Source organism: Bacillus sp. 05T31, from assembly GCF_056396725.1.
In genome coordinates this window covers 1-19,780 of sequence record NZ_JBFTMA010000074.1, presented here as the reverse complement: position 1 = coordinate 19,780, position 19,780 = coordinate 1, and the positions used below count along the sequence as shown (strand labels likewise).

At 34.8% G+C, this 19,780-nt stretch carries 18 protein-coding genes and 1 pseudogene; 5 read left to right on the top strand and 14 right to left on the bottom strand.

Annotated features, from left to right (window positions below; translation table 11 throughout):
* Positions 1–1,486: DUF2339 domain-containing protein (locus tag AC1DJR_RS07455; RefSeq protein WP_477002308.1), on the bottom strand; the 1,486-nt coding region annotated here is incomplete at its 3' end.
* Positions 1,487–1,620: 134 nt separating this feature from the next.
* Complete coding sequence (brnQ1, locus tag AC1DJR_RS07450; protein WP_477002307.1) at positions 1,621–2,841, bottom strand: branched-chain amino acid transport system II carrier protein BrnQ1; 1,221 nt, start codon at positions 2,839–2,841, stop codon at positions 1,621–1,623.
* Positions 2,842–2,932: 91 nt separating this feature from the next.
* On the opposite strand from brnQ1, the gene AC1DJR_RS07445 reads away from it, so the two are divergent.
* Entirely contained in the window at positions 2,933–4,318 is a 1,386-nt protein-coding gene (locus AC1DJR_RS07445; protein WP_429686388.1) for a peptide MFS transporter, read from the top strand.
* 30 nt (positions 4,319–4,348) lie between these two features.
* Here the strand turns inward: AC1DJR_RS07445 and AC1DJR_RS07440 are convergent, their stop codons facing one another.
* The 5 genes from AC1DJR_RS07440 to AC1DJR_RS07420 form a co-directional block, all read right to left on the bottom strand.
* Complete coding sequence (locus tag AC1DJR_RS07440) at positions 4,349–5,470, bottom strand: YHYH domain-containing protein (RefSeq protein WP_477002306.1); 1,122 nt, start codon at positions 5,468–5,470, stop codon at positions 4,349–4,351.
* A 145-nt stretch (positions 5,471–5,615) separates the two neighbouring features.
* Positions 5,616–6,248, bottom strand: a complete 633-nt coding sequence (locus AC1DJR_RS07435) for a class A sortase (RefSeq protein ID WP_429686386.1) — start codon at positions 6,246–6,248, stop codon at positions 5,616–5,618.
* A gap of 115 nt (positions 6,249–6,363) precedes the next feature.
* A complete protein-coding gene (locus tag AC1DJR_RS07430; protein WP_002125279.1) occupies positions 6,364–6,837 on the bottom strand; it encodes a DUF2178 domain-containing protein in 474 nt (157 codons plus the stop codon).
* Positions 6,830–7,057 (bottom strand): helix-turn-helix transcriptional regulator, encoded by a 228-nt coding sequence (locus AC1DJR_RS07425; protein ID WP_078185072.1) that lies wholly within the window; start codon positions 7,055–7,057, stop codon positions 6,830–6,832. Before AC1DJR_RS07425 ends, AC1DJR_RS07430 begins: the two co-directional genes overlap by 8 nt.
* A gap of 103 nt (positions 7,058–7,160) precedes the next feature.
* A complete protein-coding gene (locus AC1DJR_RS07420; protein WP_429686385.1) occupies positions 7,161–8,393 on the bottom strand; it encodes a 3D domain-containing protein in 1,233 nt (410 codons plus the stop codon).
* A gap of 526 nt (positions 8,394–8,919) precedes the next feature.
* On the opposite strand from AC1DJR_RS07420, the pseudogene AC1DJR_RS07415 reads away from it, so the two are divergent.
* Together AC1DJR_RS07415 and AC1DJR_RS07410 are read left to right on the top strand one after the other, a co-directional pair.
* A pseudogene (locus tag AC1DJR_RS07415) lies at positions 8,920–9,423 on the top strand (methyl-accepting chemotaxis protein); the annotation flags it as partial.
* 132 nt (positions 9,424–9,555) lie between these two features.
* Positions 9,556–10,368 (top strand): undecaprenyl-diphosphate phosphatase, encoded by an 813-nt coding sequence (locus tag AC1DJR_RS07410; RefSeq protein WP_002010553.1) that lies wholly within the window; start codon positions 9,556–9,558, stop codon positions 10,366–10,368.
* A 171-nt stretch (positions 10,369–10,539) separates the two neighbouring features.
* On the opposite strand, the gene AC1DJR_RS07405 is transcribed toward AC1DJR_RS07410, so the two are convergent.
* On the bottom strand, positions 10,540–10,743 hold the full coding sequence (locus AC1DJR_RS07405; protein WP_002010557.1) for a hypothetical protein: 204 nt from the start codon (positions 10,741–10,743) through the stop codon (positions 10,540–10,542).
* Positions 10,744–10,914: 171 nt separating this feature from the next.
* Between AC1DJR_RS07405 and AC1DJR_RS07400 the strand changes: the two genes are divergently transcribed.
* Complete coding sequence (locus tag AC1DJR_RS07400; protein ID WP_429686384.1) at positions 10,915–12,069, top strand: VanZ family protein; 1,155 nt, start codon at positions 10,915–10,917, stop codon at positions 12,067–12,069.
* Positions 12,070–12,073: 4 nt separating this feature from the next.
* On the opposite strand, the gene AC1DJR_RS07395 is transcribed toward AC1DJR_RS07400, so the two are convergent.
* From AC1DJR_RS07395 to bdhA, 6 genes are all read right to left on the bottom strand, one after another.
* Positions 12,074–13,387 (bottom strand): D-arabinono-1,4-lactone oxidase, encoded by a 1,314-nt coding sequence (locus tag AC1DJR_RS07395; RefSeq protein WP_429691764.1) that lies wholly within the window; start codon positions 13,385–13,387, stop codon positions 12,074–12,076.
* Complete coding sequence (locus AC1DJR_RS07390) at positions 13,375–14,547, bottom strand: amino acid deaminase/aldolase (RefSeq protein WP_477002305.1); 1,173 nt, start codon at positions 14,545–14,547, stop codon at positions 13,375–13,377. Before AC1DJR_RS07390 ends, AC1DJR_RS07395 begins: the two co-directional genes overlap by 13 nt.
* Positions 14,548–14,660: 113 nt before the next feature.
* Positions 14,661–15,659: a sphingomyelin phosphodiesterase gene (gene sph / locus AC1DJR_RS07385; protein WP_429691763.1), complete on the bottom strand. Its 999-nt coding sequence runs from the start codon at positions 15,657–15,659 to the stop codon at positions 14,661–14,663.
* Positions 15,660–15,737: 78 nt separating this feature from the next.
* Positions 15,738–16,589 (bottom strand): phospholipase CerA, encoded by an 852-nt coding sequence (cerA, locus tag AC1DJR_RS07380; RefSeq protein WP_477002304.1) that lies wholly within the window; start codon positions 16,587–16,589, stop codon positions 15,738–15,740.
* 264 nt (positions 16,590–16,853) lie between these two features.
* The gene (locus AC1DJR_RS07375) at positions 16,854–17,198 is read right to left on the bottom strand and encodes a potassium channel family protein (protein WP_000948239.1); all 345 of its coding nucleotides are present in this window, start codon (positions 17,196–17,198) and stop codon (positions 16,854–16,856) included.
* A 118-nt stretch (positions 17,199–17,316) separates the two neighbouring features.
* The gene (bdhA, locus tag AC1DJR_RS07370; RefSeq protein WP_000645834.1) at positions 17,317–18,369 is read right to left on the bottom strand and encodes a (R,R)-butanediol dehydrogenase; all 1,053 of its coding nucleotides are present in this window, start codon (positions 18,367–18,369) and stop codon (positions 17,317–17,319) included.
* 226 nt (positions 18,370–18,595) lie between these two features.
* Here bdhA and AC1DJR_RS07365 point away from each other — a divergent pair, with 226 nt between their 5' ends.
* Entirely contained in the window at positions 18,596–19,750 is a 1,155-nt protein-coding gene (locus AC1DJR_RS07365) for an MFS transporter (RefSeq protein WP_429686379.1), read from the top strand.
* Positions 19,751–19,780: the final 30 nt, after the last annotated feature.

The window sequence follows — 19,780 nt, the reverse complement described above, 5'->3', positions numbered from 1 at the left end:
CGCTAATTATACTTCCATCTGTAGAAAGAACTTCACCGATCCTAGTAATTGTAATAAATACAATAACCATTAACGAGTAGAGCGCTATAGAATAAACATATTTACCTAAACTCGCTAACACTTCTTTTGCTTGTATCATGCAATAATAGAACGTTCCTATTAAAATAATATGAGCGACAAACCCTGCTGAAATGAACTCATCAAACGGGCTAAAAATCGTCTGTACCATTCCAATCGCATAAATCGTTGCACCTACATACAACTTAATATTTTGCTTTACTTTAATAGCAGTAACCATACCGAGGAAACCTTGTAACAATAATACGATCGCTGCATTCACCAAACTATACTCGTATAAAATCGCTAAACTAAATGATCCCATTGCAAAGCCAAATATTAGATTTGAAAATACAGAATGTTTATTCTTCCTATATTCAAGTACAAACATAACAGCATGCACAAATGCACTTATAACTAATCCCCACGTTGTAAATTCAGGAATTTGAGAAATGGCTAAAATAAAGAAAACTGCATTCGCACTAAATATCGCCAATCGTGCTTCTTGTATAAAACTTCTCTCCGAAAACATATGCCAAAATAATAGTAAATGAATTGCACCGTATACAACTGTTAACTGTACTTGCACATTCTCTACTAATATTGACATAACAACAAAGAAGACAAATAGGACAATTGCCGCAACAACATAAGAAATCATATACAAGTACTTATAAAGGTTTCTCAATGCATACCATAATAGGCTAATTGTTAATATCGTCTCATAACTAAAGAAAATATACGTATTAGGAGTCGTACTATTTAACAAGAAAGGAACAAAAAATGCTCCCACCGCCACGAAAATAGCGAGATATTCCGATCTATATCTTTTCGCTAAATAAATCCCTAAAACAACCCATATAATGTTGCAAACAAACGCAATACTTGCAGGAATAAACTCATATAAATAATGTGCCGCAAACGTTGTTAAAACAATTCCCGTAATACTTCCTCCAGCTAATACTAACCCTAACGCTTGCCGCTCTCTTTTAATTTGTATATCTCCTACGTAATACAAACCGGCAGATAGTACTATACCAAACACAACTCGTATCGCTGGTGTCAATAATCCGGCATCTACCCCTGCTTTGAATAACCAAATAACGCCAAGTAGCATAATACCGACAAATATGCGTGGTAACCACGTTTGACAAAACTTTATAATATTAAATGGTTCTGGTTTAAATGCAGATATATCTACTTGTTTCACCTCTGGCTCTTGCATKGACTTCCTCGTCTTAACTACATCTTCTTGTAACTTTTCATTACTTACCGCTTCAATATATTCTTTCTTTTCCTTATTAACATTTTGTTGAACTTTATCTACTTCTATTTTTCTTTGTTTCGCTTTCAATTCATAAAGTGCCTCTTGCATCGTTTCAATTGCCGTTTCGAGTGCTTCTATTTTCTTATTCAAATCCTCCTTCATACGCTCCCCCCTCATCATTCATGTAAAACCTATATATTACCAATTATCTTTATCATACTCTTAGTCTATTCATTTTCAATACTATTTTTCCAAAAAAAGAAAGGTGTTTTCCGAAATAGGAAAACACCTCTTACTTATTTATTCTTATTTATAGCAATACTAACAATTACACCGAGGCAGACACCTACAAATGCCGGAACAATCCAACCTACACCTTCTGAATAAAACGGAAGCATTTTTAGTAGTGGTGTCCATTTATTCATCAGTACACTTTTGTTTAAAATATCAATCGCACTAAATACCACTACGAGTCCAATCGTTACCGAATATACGTATACATACTTTCCAATATACTTATGGAATAACCCTAAAATAATAAGCGTTAGTGCAACTGGATAAATAAATCCAAGAATCGGTACCGATACTTTTAAAATTTGCGTTAATCCTAAATTAGCTAAAACCATACTAACAAAACTTAATATAAATGCCCAAACTTTATAAGATACTTTCGGAAATACACTTGCGAAAAATTGACTACAAGACGTAACAAGTCCGATGGAAACGCATAGACAAGCGACAGTAAAAATAAGACCTAATAAAACTAACCCACCTTGTCCAAATAATGTAATCATAACTTGTGCTAACACTTTCGCACCGTTATCAAATGTACCCAATGAACCACTAATTGAACCAACATATCCAAGAATGACATAAATAATAGWTARTAAWAGYCCTGCTCCAATACCAGCAATACTCATATATTTCGCTAAACCTTTATCATCCGCTACACCTTTTGCACGCAGAGCATTTGCAATAACAATCCCAAATATTAAAGCTGCTAACGCATCCATCGTTAAATATCCATCTAAAAATCCTTGGAACATAGGAGCTTGTCCATAATTTCCTGCAGGCTCTTTCACACTGCCTACTGATGTAAACATACTTTTTATAAATATAATAGCAATCATACATAATAATAAAGGCGTTAACACCTTTCCAAACAAGCCCATTAATTTAGACGGTGATAAACTTAACCAGTAAACAATACTAAAGAAAATAGCCGTGTACAATAACAAAACTACGCTACCCGCTTCTGGGAACAACTGGCCTGGCCCCATTTCAAAAGCTAAACTTCCTGCACGTGGTATACCAAGACCTGGTCCAATAAATAAGTACACAATACACGGAAAAATAATTGCAAATGAAGAATGAACCCTGCCCGCTAACGTTTGAAAACTCCCTGCTTTCGCAATAGCGATAACACCTAATATAGGAAGCCCCGTTGCTGATATAATAAAACCTAACAATGCAATTCTATAGCTATTTCCCTTTTCAAATTTCTTCTGAAAAATCAACCTTTATTGACTTATAATAGTTAATAAGGTAAAATATTAATCATACAATACTATTAACTTTGTTTTTTGCTTGTGTCAGGAGGAAAATATTATGGAATCAGCGATACAACTAGAAAAAGAACAACAAAGAAAAAAGAAACATCCTCCAGGTTTATACTTACTCTTCTTTACAGAAATGTGGGAAAGGTTTAGTTACTATGGATTACGAGGATTATTAACATTATATTTAACAACAGCTTTAGTAAGTGGTGGTCTTGGGTTTAGTCCCGCTTGGGCACTCTCTATTTACGGATTTTATACTGGTGCTTGTTATTTCACACCATTGATCGGTGGATACTTAACGGACCGTTTTCTAGGCAAACGAAAAGCCATCACAATTGGTGGTATAACAATGGCAATCGGTAACCTTACACTATTTGCCTTGCAAAACCAAGTCGGTCTATACCTCGGATTAGCGCTTATTATTATCGGTAATGGATTCTTCAAACCGAATATCTCTACACTTGTTGGAGAATTATACGAAGAAAATGATCCAAAACGTGATAGTGCATTTACAATTTTCTATATGGGTATTAACGTCGGTTCATTTTTAGCTCCACTCGTTTGCGGGTTTTTATCAGAAAATTTATTCAAAACAACAGTAGATGGCGTTGCTCATTTCGGATTCCGTTACGGTTTCTTAGCCGCTTCAATCGGAATGATCATTGGACAAATTTTATTTACAACACTATCAAATCGCTTCCTTGGTGATATCGGTAAAAAACCAACTCGCGATTTGCAAACGGATGCTGGACAACAAACAATAGGAAATACACCGTTAACAAAAAAAGAAAAACAACGTACAACAGTTATCGTCATTTTAACATGCTTTGTTGTCTTCTTCTGGGCTGGATTTGAACAAGCTGGTAGTTCGTTAACATTATATACAAACAAATTTGTAGACCGCTCTGTGTTCGGATGGGAAGTTCCAACATCTTGGTTCCAATCGGTCAATCCGTTATTTATTATTTTACTTGCACCAGCTATTTCAGCATTATGGGCGAAACTGGCAACTAGAAAAAATGGTGACATGAAAATCCCAACAAAAATGGGACTTGGTATGATCTTACTCGGTATCGGTTATATTGTTCTTGTTATCGCCACATTAAAAACAGGCAGTGACGAACATAACATTACAGAAAAAGCAAACTTACTATTTATTGTCTTTACGTATCTTTTCCATACGTTAGGTGAGCTATTCTTATCACCTGTCGGGCTATCAATGGTTAGTGCTCTCGCTCCAGTAAAACTAGCCTCTTTATTAATGGGCGTATGGTTAGCAAGCTCAGGTATTGCTAATATTTTAGGCGGACAGCTTGCAAGCTTCACAACTTCACTTGGATATGCTGAAGTATTCACAGTTATTGGCGCTGTGGCGATCGTTTTAGGTTGTGTTTTATTATCAATTTCTAAGAAATTAGTGAAATGGATGGATTAAAAAAAGATGAGGAAAATTCCTCATCTTTTTTTAYGCTTTCTTTCCCTTTTCTATTGCTTGTTCATACAAGCCTTTATGTTCTTTATATTCACTTGGCACGAAACTCTTATAGAAGAACGAAAGCCAGCTGTCTCCTTTTTTATATCCTTCTTCTCGAATTTCCGCTGCCTTTTTATTTGATTTAAATCCTTCAGTAAACCATTTCTTTAATGTTTCATTCTTTTCATACTTAGCAGGAACTTTTAAGTCGTAGTTTTCAAATGCATATGTATATCCAGCTTTTTCCGCTGCCTTTTTAGCAGCCTTATATCCCTTTTCATACGCGGTTTCATATACTTTCACATATGTATCCTTTTCAGTATTTCCAGGTTTCTTTTCAGCTAATTCTTTACCAGCCTTTTCACCAAGTTCCGCTTGTTCTTTTTCAATCTTTTCGGTTCTCTCTTTATTACCTACTTGGAAACCTTCTGCAAAGTTCMCCTTAAACTCAGGAGTAATTTGACTATCGTCCATTGCTTCTTGTGTTAACCCTTGCTCTTTACCTTTTTCAAAATGTGCTTTTTTCTGTTCTTCTAAAGACCATGCCGCAGCATACGCAGTTGTAAATGCTTGTTTATATGCCTCTGACTTTCCAGCTACATGTCCTTCTGCATTATTCTTTCCTGCTTTAAAATCTGTCTCTCCACTTTTTTGACCTTCAGCTTGTCCCTTTTCAGCCTCAGCTTTACGCTGCGCTTCCTCTGCCTTACGTGCTTCTTCTGCTTTACGTTGTTCTTCTGCAGCACGCTGTCTCTCTTCCTCTACTTTGCGCTGTTCTTCTGCAGCACGTTGTCTCTCTTCTTCTGCTTTACGTTGTTCTTCTGCAGCTCTTTGTTTCTCTGCCTCAGCCTTACGCTGTGCTTCTGCTTGTTTCTCTGCTTCTACAGCACCATTATTATTTTGGCTAGGAGCTGGACTCGTTGTACCACTATTAGAAGCTGGTTTATTGTGATAATGATATTCCCCGTACTGCAATCCCCATTTTTCACAATTTGTACGACACGTATGTCCACCATTAGCATCTGTACGTCCTGGATGTGCATAAGCAGAAATTGGCGCTACCAATAACGCTACACTTGTTGTTAAAAGAAGTTTTTTTACTTGCTGTTTCACTTTTGTTCCTCCCAAAATCTAGAATCATTACTTTATTATATAAAAATAGAAAAATATTTAAATACCAACTAAAATATTCTTTTATTTCTCAACATTTGATAAAAAAAGAAGGTTCACTCTTTAAAGAGTGAACCTTCTTTTTTCTTTATTTCTTAGCCTTTGTTCCTACTAAATCACCCGTAATAACAAAACGCTTAGAATTATCCTTAACAGATACACATGTAATAAGTGTTATCTCATCTTTCCCATGATCCTCTACAACTTCCCATTTATCAGGAGTCACTTCAGATACACTGGTAACAGTATACTCATACTCATTTGCATTGTCATACAAATAAATTTTATCGTTCTTCTTTAAAGTTGATACATCACTAAATAAAACACCTTTTTTTGACATATTATGCCCTGCAAGTGCATAATTCCCTTGTCCCATTACTTGATTTTCTTTTACCGTTGCCGCACCTGACAATAAATTCTTYTCAGTYGAYGCTTTTAAAACAGGAAGTTCTAATGARATRCTYGGAATKGAAATACGACCAACTACTTGTTTTTTATCTAACGATGCGTTCGCTACTTCTGCCAAGTCTGGTTGATTAATTTTTGAAGCATCTACAAATTCCGTTTCATGCTTTTCATAATCCATCTTTTGAACAGCCTGTACATTTTCAGTCTGTTTCGTTTCTGCCTTATATCCATCATAGAATGGCTTTCCGATTAATACACCACCTACAACAAATAGAAGGATTGCTACTATACTATAAATTCTTTGCTTGTTCATATACGATTCCTTTCCCTTACAAAATCTTACTCTATATAAAATGATAAAATAATATTGCTATATGTACAAGTATAAGCTAAAAGAAACCTTCTTGCTGATGCAAGAAGGTTTCTTTTTAAGCTAATTTATTTCTGTATAGTGATACGTGGAAGACTGTCATTTGAATAAAGAAAATAAAAAATAGAATATACAACGGGTATCCTGGAAGATATTCATTGATAATAGGCGAAAGAGTTAAAAATCCAACTGCACAAGGTAACACATACCATAACGAAACAAAAGTTGTTCGACAAGCTTTCTCCGTAATCGCTTTTTCACGTTCATCTTCTAACGGAAACAATAATGGATACATCCAAAAGGATAAATTTTTATATTTTTTCTTTTGGATCCTATAAAAAATTGTGACTATAATAGCTCCAATAAATAATAAAACGAATGGTACTCCATTAAACCATATTTCAAATGGGAACCTCTCATTTTTAATTATATCTGCGAGCTCTGTAACCACATTATAAAGTTCAACAAACGTCCAACATGCTAACGCAGTATAAAGCACATTTACGATATAAGAAAAACCAATTCTATTCATCCTCTTCCCCCTCCTTATTTAAAACAAATACATCTTCCATCTTTAACTCGAATACATCACAAATCGTCAATGCTAGTAATAATGAAGGAACGTAATCCCCTTTTTCAATTGCTGCAATTGTTTGTCTCGTCACTCCTACCTTTTCTGCTAATACACTTTGCGTAAAATTAAAGCGAGCTCTTAATTCCTTCACCTTATTGCAAATGGTCAAATTTACCACCTCTTACCATCATTGTATGCTTTCCTTAACAAAATGTAAACTCAACTTAACATTATTTTTATAAAAAAATCCAACTTTACGTTTTGTAAAGTTGGATTTCGTTTTAGTTTAAAATTGTAACTTTAACACTTCTTCTGCCCCAATTATTAGCTGTAGCTGAATCAGGCATTAATAAATCAATTATATGACCTTTAATCGCACTACCAGTATCTCCGGCAACCGCTGTTCCATAACCTTCTACATATACAGTAGAACCTAACGGAATTACAGCTGGATCTACAGCAATTAGTTTCATGTTTGGATTTGCAGTCAAGTTATGCCCTTGTCTAGATTTTACAATTTCACCTGGTTTATAGCCATTTTCAGCTGGATCTGCTGTATAAGCAGTTGCTGTTACATAAAATTCTTTTCCACCTTGAGCTGGTTTTGGATCTGGCTTAGGTGGTGCTGGTGTTGTATCTTTAGCTACAGGCTCTGCTGGCTTAGCTGCTGCTGCCTTCGCTTTTGCYAACTCTTCTTGCTCAGCCTTTGCAGCTGCTTCAGCTTTTGCGCGCTCTTCTGCTGCAATTCTTGCTGCTTCTTGTTCACGAGCAATTGTTTCTTGTACTGCTTTCATATTTGCTTCAACTTTTGCTTTTTCTTCTGCTGCTAAATTAATTTGGTTTGCAATCGCATTATATTTAGCTTGAACTGTTTGTAAGTTATCTTGACGCTTTTTCAAGTTATCTTGCAAATCAGCCTGTGCTTTTGCTAATTTTTGCTTATCTACTACTAAAGACTCTTCTTTTTCGTCGATTGCTTTTTTATCTTCCTCAATTTGACGAAGATCTTGTTCTTGTAGACGTAAAATTTCTTTATCTGCTTCTAGAATAGTAGTAACTGCGTTCATACGTTGTATGAAATCTGCAAAGTTTTTTGATTCTACAACAACTTCTACTACTAAACTCGTATTTGAGCTATTTTGAACAGAAACCATACGTTTTTTCATAATATCCTTACGAGAAAGGACTTTATCTTCTAAAACGATAATATCTGCTTTTTTTTGTTCAATCTGCTTATGTGTTTCATCGATTTTACGTTGAATAGCAGCTTGATCCTCTTTATTTTTTGCAATTGTATTATTTAAATTATGTAGTTCGTTTTCGATACCTTGAATTTCTTTAGTAACAGCTTGCTTCTCTTGCTCTTTCTTCTGCATATCTGCATCGTTTTGCTGCAATTGCTGTTGCATGTTGTTAAGTTTCTCGTCGTTTGACTCTGCTTTTACAGCGACTGTACTAGAAAGAACGATAATTCCTGCTAATACTAGACTACTGATTCGCTTAAAATAGTTCATAATCCGACTCCCTTCTTATACAGTTATACATGATTTATTTTACAGTTTGTTTACAGAACCACTAAAGGCGGTTGAATTAAATAAAATGTTTACTCAAAAGAAATCACTCCAACATAAAATTGATCAACTAGAAACTCATATACATGAACTAGAAGCAGAATTAAAACAAAAAGATGTGGAAAAACAAGAAATTATATCTTCTATCCATAATCGTGTAAAAAGCGTTATGCAAGAGCACGAACTTGTAAATAGCCAACATCATACACTCCAAAACTTAATTCAACAATTGAACGCATGCTTTGAAAATGTTTCTACGCGTACTACACATTCCAACGAATTAAATAACGAAATGCTACAAAAAGAGCAAAACTTAATTCAATCTATTGAAGAAATTATCGATTGCTCTAATGAAGGAAAAGAATCCGTTCATCGCTTACTCATTGTAATTAATAGATTAGGTGAACAATCTCAACGTACTTCTAATAGTATGAATCATTTAAGCGAACGCTCTAAAGAAATTGAACAAATTGTAGAAGTGATTCAAAACATTGCAGCACAAACAAATTTACTAGCGTTGAATGCAAGTATTGAAGCTGCACGTGCTGGAGAACACGGTAAAGGATTTGCTGTTGTTGCTAATGAAGTAAGAAAACTAGCTGAAAGTACAGCTGAAAGTACCAAAAACATCGGTAACTTAACGAAAAAAATTCAAGAAGAAATTGAAAAAGCATATGAAAATACAAAAGATAATTTACATTTAGTTGATGAAGGTGTAGAAATGAGCGCTGATACTAACGCTAGAATTGAAAATATTTTAATGATGATTCAAACATTACAAAGTGGCGCTACAAATGTTATTAAMGCTATCGAAAACCAAAAATCTTGTAACGATGATATATTACGAGAATTTGCAAACACACAACAAATGTTCCACAAATTAAATACTACTATTATGAATCATATTAATGATGCTGAAAAAGTCGATGTTCAATTATCAAAAAGTATTCAAAAAATAGTAGGTTTTCAGTAATGTAAAAAAYCCCCTATGACGTCATAGGGGATTTTTATTATATTTCGAATATTWATTTCTTCTCAATATTCATCCGTATTCTTGTTATAATGGACAAGTTGTTTCTTTCGACTAATAAACAAGGAGGTTATTATGGAACAATTTTACTACATTTTAAAATATTTAATTCTTGGTCTGTTCCAAGGACTAACAGAACCAATTCCGATTTCTTCAAGTGGTCACCTCGTTTTAGCACAGCATTTGCTAGGACTAAAAATAGAAGGGTTTAGCTTTGAGCTACTTGTTAATTCAGCTTCATTATTAGCTGTATTACTTATTTATAGAAATGACTTAATTCGTCTAACAAAGAATGGTCTATCTTATATATTCACAAGAGCAGAAGATGCAAAATCAGATTTCTTCTTTATTATTTACCTTGTTATTGCAACCATTCCAGCAGGTGTAATTGGAGTTTTATTTAAAGATTATATCGACCACTATTTAAAAGGTGTTAAAATGGTTGGTATTTCCCTTCTTATTACTGCTATCGGCCTTTGGATTATTCGAAACTTGCGTGGACGTAAAAATGATGGCGACCTTTCTATGAAAGATGCAATCATTATTGGTCTAGCACAAGCTTGCGCACTAATTCCTGGTATAAGCAGATCAGGTGCTACAATCGTGGCAGCAATGTTACTTGGTATGAAGCAAGAAACAGCTCTTCGCTTCTCATTCTTACTATACATTCCTGTTAGCTTAGGTGGTTTATTGTTAAGTATTACAGACATTGCAAACGATCCAAATTTAGATACATTATTTGTACCTTATATTGTTGCTTTCATCGCAACATTTGTCATGACATATATTTCATTAAAATGGTTTATGAACATTATGGCAAAAGGAAATTTAAAATACTTCTCTTTCTACTGTATTATCGTAGGTGTGCTAACTATCATTTTCTTATAAAATGAAACTTTAATCAGGGGGTTTGTTCATCCCCCCTGATTATTAGCCCTCACCAATTGGGATTTTAAGGGCAGCAGGGCTCCCACCTGAATTTTGAGGTGGGAGTTTTACTGCCCACAAATAGCGGGATAAAAAATCACTTACTGCCCTCATACAGTAAGTGGTTTTTCCTTATGCATAAACTTTCTTTTCCTGACAATACAAGCGAATAACATGTGTATTTTTTTGAAATAAATCATGTGTTAAGCGAATAATAATAAAATTTCGTTTTGTATTATCATCATGAACAAAAATCTGTTCCCCCTCTTGAAAACGCCATGTGCTTTCAAAAGTTGTAATATGATCCCCGCTTACCGAAAAAAGCTCATATTGCATATCATGTACCCTCTTTCAACCTGCATAATCATAATATCTTTATATTAAACTTATTATAACTTAATCTATTTTAAATTTGTAATTTTTTCTATTTCGAGCTATTTCAACTTTGTTTTACATTCTTTTAAGCGCTATAATGATAAACGAAATTTCATTGAAAGGAGCTTCATTTTGACTGCATATTTATTTCCAGTAAAAACAGCTTTTATTTTATTTCCTATTTTAGCAATGTTTCTCTTAATCCCTTTTTTAATATTTAATTATCGAAAATACGGTTATGTAAATAAATGGCGTTCATTTATTTTATATTCATTATTACTCTATTTATTAAATGCCTATTTTCTTGTTATTTTACCTTTACCACAAACATATGACACATGTAGCCTACAACCGGCTAATACACAGCATATGCAACTCTCGCCATTTTATTTCGTACAAGAGATTAGTAATCATACATCGGCAATTTTGACGAAGCCAACTACCTATTTCTATTTATTAAAGGAATCTGCATTTTTACAAGTTGCTTTTAACGTTCTATTAACCGTTCCATTCGGTATTTACTTACGTTATTATTTCCGACGTAGTTTCTTCCAAACAGTGTGCATTTCTTTTTGCCTTTCACTGTTCTTTGAATTAACACAAGTAACTGGATTATATGGTATTTATAATTGTGCATATCGCTTATTCGATATCGACGATCTGTTTTTAAACACACTAGGCGGCGTAATCGGTTTTATCATTGCACCAATATTTACGCACTTCCTGCCAAAAACAAGCGAATTAGATAGTCATATTGATTTGGAAACGAAACCAGTCGGATTCGTTCGTCGTCTCCTCGCTATGCAAATTGATTGGATTTTCTTATCTATCGTTGTACCTTTCATTAAAAACAAAGGAAACTCACTATTTATTTCTAACATCCAATCTTATACAAATGTATACGAACTCCTTTTCATTACATGTTCAATCTTAATTTACTTTATTATCATCCCATATTTTACAAATGGAAGAACAATAGGGAAAGCGTTGCTTCGTATTTACATTAAAGGACAAGCAGAGCGTATTACACTAAAAGAATTATTCATTCGTTACGGTATATTCTATTTCATTTTAGGTGGAATCAATTACATTCTTTCTAGTAGCTCTATTTTAAATCATACAGAGCCTTTAGTATTACTAGTTATACTGTTATTCCAATTTGTAATTAACGGGCTATTTATTATTCATGTTTTATTACATGTATTTAGCAGTGATAAATTACTATTTTACGAGCGTATTAGTCATACAAGAAATGCAATTACACTTAAAAAAGCTGACAAATACTAATTTGTCAGCTTTTTTTCATAATCGTAAATAACTTTTCTGTATAAGGGCTTAAAAATATTCCTGTTTCATCTAGTGACTTCCTCACTTTTAGAAACGAATGCAATTCTGGATATATATTTTGCAATTTTTCGTACGTTAACGTATGCATTTTCCCCCAATGTGGGCGCCCTTCATACTTTAGAAAAATTTTCTCCACTTCACCAAAATAAGCGGCATACTTCATACCTTTATACATATGAACAGCTATATACGCTGAATCTCTTCCATATGCTGGACTGAGCCATATATCATCACCTCTCACGTAGCGGCATTCAATCGGGAAGTGCACCTTATACTTTTTCTTTTCAATAAGATTTGAAATTTCTTCTACAACAGCCCTCATATACTTTGAAGGGACACTGTACTCCATTTCATAAAATGGAACTGTACGTGATGTAGCGAACACTTCATAGCTTGGTCCAATTATTTTCGTGTTCGGTACAGCCTTAGCTGATAATCGGCTTACTCCTTTACTTATAGAAGGAAACCATTTACACCCTTTAGATAATAAAGAGAACATCCTATTTTCAAGTAACTCCACCTTTAGTTTATGCCATTTCAAATCACTTGCTTTACTCGTTGTTTCGTTTGTAAATTTCACTTGCACTTCATCTGAATAAGGAAAAACGAAAAATTCAAAATGACGATTCTTCTTATATTCTTCTAGTTTGTTCATTACAGTAGACAATGATTGTTTTTCACTTTCATAAACAAGCGAATACGCTAGGATAACCTTCAATTTTATCTTTACAATGATACCTAGCATTCCAAGTGACAACTGAAACGCTTTCCAATATTCGGCGTTCTCGGTTTCTGAACAAACTATACTCTCACCTGTTGATAAAACTGCCGTGATCTCTATAACTTGTGTTGATAAACTCCCAAATGTAACACCCGTCCCATGAGTCCCCGTACTAATCGCTCCTGCAATAGATTGTGAATCAATATCCCCTAAATTTTCTTGCGCATAACCTTTTTCCTGAAGTAACTTCCCTAAATCATGTAACTTTGTTCCCGCCCATACTTCGGCAACCTTCTTCTCTGCATCAATATTCCCAATACCCTTCAATTCATCTAAAGAAACTAAAATTTCTTCCGTTTGCACAAGAGGTGTAAACGAATGCCCTGAACCGACAACACGAATTTTCTTTCCCTTTTTTCGTGCAAGCCCYACAACTTCTACTACATCTTGTATACTTTTTGGATACATCGTATAATACGGCGTTCCTTCTACATTCCCTGTCCAATTTCTCCATTTTTGTCCCTTTATAGAAAGCATCGTCCATCCCCCCGATATGTTGAATACTCTCCAACAATTTCCCCTTGTTTAATGCGATACAAAATAGGAAAACGCTCACATAACTCCCCAGCTTTACTATGACGAAACAAGATAGAATCTCCTATATCCACTCGTTCCTCGCCGTTATAAAAAATTGGCGTTTGCACTTCACCAGCACCTTCTAACGCTAATAGTCTTGCACCACCCGGCCTCCAAATCTCAGGCTCTTTATCTTTACCAACTGCGCCTGAAGCAATATATCCACCACCGAGGCAAGTATAAATAAACGGAGCTGGTTTACGCACAACKGGTAAAGCAAATCCGACAGCTGGCTGAAATTGTACTTCTTTATAATAATCAAATAGTTTCGGGGAATAAAAAGCAGAACCTATTGTAATCTCTGAAACTGAGTTATCTTGCTCAGTTGTTTTTATACTTCCTGTTCCTCCCCCATTTACAAATCTTAGTTTAATACCAAGGTTTTGTATTTCTTTTACGATACGTCCTCTTCTTTCTTTAACCTCTAACACTGATTTCTTCTTTAAATACGAAACCACTTTACTTTTCATACATTGATTCGGTATATTATCCCCCACCCCGGCAATTTGAGCTTCATATCCCATTACACCATCTAGTATTAAATATGATGAGCCCTTCACCTTTTCTACTATTTTCAAAGCGCTCTGCACATCTTTTACCGGGGATCTTTTTACACCAAAATGAAATTTCAAAAAACGACTACTCATATCAATATCCAAACAAACGCGAAAACACCCTTTAGACTTCTCAGCAATTTTTTCTAAATAAGTAATATGGTCTTCACAATCCACCATACAAGTTATAATGTGCCCTTGCTTTGTCAGCAAACTAATTTCATGTAAAGCTCTTTCATCATAAACAGGATATCCGAGCAATAAATCATTAAATCCTTGTTCAATTAAAAACAAAGCTTCTCTAGGAGAAAAACACATAATACCTTGAAASCGATTATTTGCAGCYAAAATCTTTTTCATAAYTGGAACAGAGCGTAATGATTTACTCGCTATACGAATYTTCTTATCTCCACTTAACTCTATAATCGATTGAATGTTCCTCTCTAAAGCCACTTCATCTAAAAACGCACACGGTAATGGAACTTCCTTAAAAATTCCTCTATCCACAGTTTTCTCTCCTCTTCTATATATGTCTTATACATATTGGAAAGAAAAAATGATTTTCCTGTTTTCAAATAAAAAAAGTTTCTTCTTTACGAAGAAACTTTTTTAAGACTACTCTATTTCATAGAAATAGTCGCCTCTACTGGATAATGATCAGAATAATCATCATACGTATATTTTTTGAACCATGATGTAACAGACCACTTTGGAGATTTCACTTGTAATACGTTATTCTCTACGAATGATGGATTCGCATGATCTTTACTCGCAATAATATAATCTAAATGTTCAGCAGGTGCATCTGGATAATTGTATTTCGCAATACTGTTTGTCGTCGCATCCCAAGTTGCTGTATGTCCCGTATAAGATGGAATTGACGCATGTAATGTTTTAAACATGGATGCGTACTCTGAATCACTATTGTTCTCGGCATTTCTATTCACGTTCATATCGCCACCAAATAGGACGTACTCGTCATTTGGTATATTCTTATTTTTAATAAAATCTTGAATTTCTTTTAACTGGTTTGTACGTACAGATGCAGGTGARGTTTTTCCGCACATACTATCTTCAGCCTGCAAATGCGTCCCAATTACATGAACGAAACGATCATCTTTCTTAATTTTCGTGTATACAAATCCTTTATTTGATAAGTTATCTGGTCCACAGCCTTTTTCGAATACATATTGAATCTTTTCAACAATTGGCCATTTACTCACAATCGCTACACCTCCATCTTCAGGCGTCGAAGATGAATAGTTTCCTAACGTCTTATCCCACTCGCTTCCACTACTACGACCTAATACTGCCGTTTGATTTGGATATTCTTTCTTCAAATTTCCTAATAAGCGATTTGAAGCACTATTATCAAACACTTCATTTAATATAACAACATCTTGATTCTTTATATAATCTGCCGCTCCAATTAAATCAGCACGCTGACTTTGTCCCCAGTTGGGATATAGGTTTGTTGATAGCATGTATACATTATGCGTCATAACTTTTAACGTATCATTTTGATTTGTGGACATTTCTGCTTGAACGGAAGATCCGCTATATAAAGCTGCTAGACCAATCCCAAAGCTTAGTACACCTTTTAGCAATTTACTTTTCACAATTCATATCCTCCGTTTACTGTATAGTGATAAAAAGGCCAAATACTCTATGCTGAGATTTGACCTTCTTTCAAATATTTAACGATTTACATACGTATCAAACCAAAGCTGAATATATCCAGCTGTTACACGTTGCGCTTCCGTTAATCGCTTACCAGTCATTGGTGTAACTTCAGCGCGCCATTTGTCGGCATAACTTTGTGATACAGCAGCTTGCACGAACCAACTTTTCGTATTACTATTTACGATACCAGGGAAATCTTGTTTCGCAGCTACCGCAGCACCATGAATCCAATCTTCAGGGTTTGTACCTTTCCAATTCCAATATCCATTTCCGTCCGTTACTTTGTAATTATCTTTGATCGTATCTACAAAGTTTTCATATTTAGAATGGAATCCTTGTGGATAAGAAATATTCGTAAAGTTTGCTGCATGCATYGGTTGATTTACATCCCCTAAATAATGAAGAGATAACCCTAAATAGAAGAATGCTTGTTTCATATCTTTATTTTTATAAGATTCACCAGCTAATTTAAAATACTTAGCTCCAGTTTCCTTCGCTTGCTTTGCAAGTGGAATGTATGTACTTCCATCGTCTGGATCATAGAAATGTGACGCAAATGTACTATTGTCATAATAAGGATTTTCATAATCAGCAGMATAAATRCCRTTYTCTAAMTCYGTRCGCCATTCATTTAATAGTGCAACTTGATCTTGTTTTACAATTGTYGTATTACGGGACATAATATCAATTGCACGATTCACGATCCATAAGTGAGAATTTACACCTTCTGAATGCTTATCTTCAGCAGACCAATATTGAATAATCTGTACTCTATTCCCACCATCATTTTCATGAGCAAAAGCTACATTTTGTAACGGAGCTACTAACGTAATAGCTGCTGCTAAAGCGAGCACTTTCTTTTTCATCTGAAACCCTCCATTTTATAATTGAGTTATAGTAAATATTTTGTTAGGATCCTACTATGTCTTCTGGTTAACCTATGACTAGAATATCYCACCTTTCATCAAAATTCTATCAATAAATTAAAATATRCAAATGTTCATATCACTATAACTTTATACATAGCGAACGTAATGAATGAATGCACTTACATTGTAATACAGTATTGTTAAGCTACTGCAAATRMTTGTCTAAACTAATGTAAAAAAARAGTAAAGCATCCACATGCTTTACTCTTTTTTTCTATTCGATAATATACTTGGCAGCTGTACATTAACTGCCAATTTATGAATAAATCCAAACACTAATCCAATCCCGATAAATATGTATAAGATTGTAAATACCTTTCCAAAATCAGTTTGCGGACTAAAATTTCCATCACCGACAGTCGTCAACGTGACCACACTAAAATATAAAGCATCAAGAGGACGTAATCCTTCAACTGTACTATAAAAAATCGTACCAGATGTTAATGTTAAAAATGTTAATACGAATAATACTTGAAATTCTTTATCTTTCCACGCTCGTAAACAAGCTTTTAGCATCCGTTTCAATGTCAACATAAATGAAAGCATTAGACTTCCCCTTCCAAACAAAATACCTGCAGTTAAAGGAAAGTCTATCACCTTTCTGTATAGAAAAAAAGTAGCCCTCTTCTATTTCTAGAAAAGGGCTACTTTTTACTATTCTCTATTATTTAGGTGAAACAAGAATTTTCACTTGTGTTTTATCTTTTACAAGTGCTTCAAATCCTTCTTCAACAACTTGATCCACTGTGATTTTTTTCGTAATTAATTTCTCTGCTTGAATTTGGCCAGAGCTAATTAATTTAATAACAGCTGGGAAGATATGACGGTATCCAAGAATACCGATAACTTCTTTTTCTTTTAGTACAAGGTTGTTTGGCGTAATTGTCGCATCTTTTTCCCACACACTAACAATTACAGTTTGTCCTTCAAAACTTGTACTTTCAATCGCTTGACGAAGTACTACTTCGACACCTGTTACTTCAAAGCTCACATTTACACCTAAACCATTTGTTAAGTTACGAATTTCTGCTAGTACATCTTGAGTTGCTGGATTTAATACGTAATCAGCACCTGCTAATTTAGCTAGCTCTTGACGTTCTTTAGAAAGTTCCACTGCGATAACAGGAGTTGCTCCTGCTGCTTTTGCTGCTTGGATTACAAGAAGCCCAATCGGACCACAACCAAATACCGCTACAGCTTCTCCCTCTTTTAATTTACTTTGACGTACTGCATGAACTGCTACTGCTGCTGGTTCTACAAGCGCACCTTGCTCATACGTCATTTCGTCTGGAATATGATGAACCATATCTTCTGGTACTACTGTATATTCAGAGAAACCGCCGCCTTCTCCGCCAAGACCGTGGAAAACAAGTTGTTCACAAACATTGTAATGTCCGTGTTTACAAGCTTCACATTTACCACAAGAATAAATTGGTTCTACAACGACGCGATCTCCCACTTTATGAGAAGTAACGCCTTCACCGATTTCAACTACCTCACCACTAAACTCATGACCTAAAATAACCGGTGCTTTTACGTGTGTTAATGGGTGCTCTTCTGTTGGAATAAAAATAGGTCCTGCTAAATATTCATGCAAGTCTGTTCCGCAGATACCACACCATTTAACTTTAATCTTAACTGCTCCTGGTCTTACAGTTGGTTCTGGTACTTCTTCTACTCGTACATCACGTTGATTATGCCAAAGTAGTGCTTTCATTTTATACATCCCTCTCTACGTATATACTTAACCTGGTGAAGTTTACAAATCTATTATAATACTTYYATCCATATATTTCAAAAAAACAATCTCATTTYCACTAAWTTTTAACAAATAACGTTCAATATTTTGTCACTTTGTACTTTTTTCCACATCTGTTAATGCTAATTTCATTGCGATTGAAATTAGCATTATGCCATAATAGCATAGGAGAGGTGAATATCGCTTGAAATATTTTATTTACTTTATTGTTATCGTAGCGTTTTTAGATACATTTTCACAATTACCTATTATGAGTACTTTCGCTCAAAGTCTTGGAGGAACCCCTCTTGTTATCGGGCTAGTTATCGGTATGTACTCATTCGCTAATATGATCGGTAATATTATCGCTGGAGCCGCTGTCGATAAATTTGGTGCAAAAAAAATCCTTTATATAAGCATGGGAATTACGAGTTTCATAGTCTTGTTATACACCGTTGTTCAAAGTGGTGAACAACTATTAGTTGTGCGCTTTATGCACGGTTTTAGTGACGGATTTTTAATTCCTGCTGCCTTTACGTTTTTATCAAAGCAAACGAATTCAGCAAGGCAAGGTAAAGCAATGGCTCTATCTGGTGCCGCTGTTGGAACAGCTGCAATCGTAGGACCTGCTTTCAGCGGCATTATGAAAGCAACAGCTGGTATAGAGTGGGTGTTCATTACTATTTCTATTTTAATGGTCCTTGGTACAATCGTATCTCTATTCTTCTTACCAAATAACGTATCAAGAAAAGATAAATCAAGAACACAAATGATGAACAAAGAAGATATGATTGAACTATTGAAATCAGAACCGTTATTACAAGCATATATTGGTGCTTTCACACTAATGTTTTCACAAGGGATTGTCACTTATATGTTACCAGTAAAAGTTGAGGCATTAGCACTTAAAGCATCTACAACAGGCATGATGTTAAGTGTATTCGGAATTACCGCTATCCTCTTCTTCTTACTGCCAACAAATCGCATTTACGATCGATTTAATCGTTCCAAACTAATGCTAATCGGGATTGCAGTAATGGCACTAGCGTTATCTTTACTCGGATTATTTGCAACAAAAGGCATGCTCTTTATCGTTATGATGATTTATGGAATTGGATTCGCTATCCTCTTCCCAGCAATTAATGCTTTACTTGTTGAAAATACAACAGATAGTAACCGAGGGAAAGCATTCGGATTGTTTTATGCATTCTTCTCGTTAGGAGTTGTTGCTGGCTCTTTTACAGTCGGAGCAATCGGAGCATCACCTAGCGCTAGCTTCGTTATCGGAACTGCATTCTTGTTAACATTTGCTGGAATGATTTTTGTAAGAAGCAAAGTAAAAAAGACAATGATGGGTTAATTCCATCATTGTCTTTTTTTCGCCTAATAT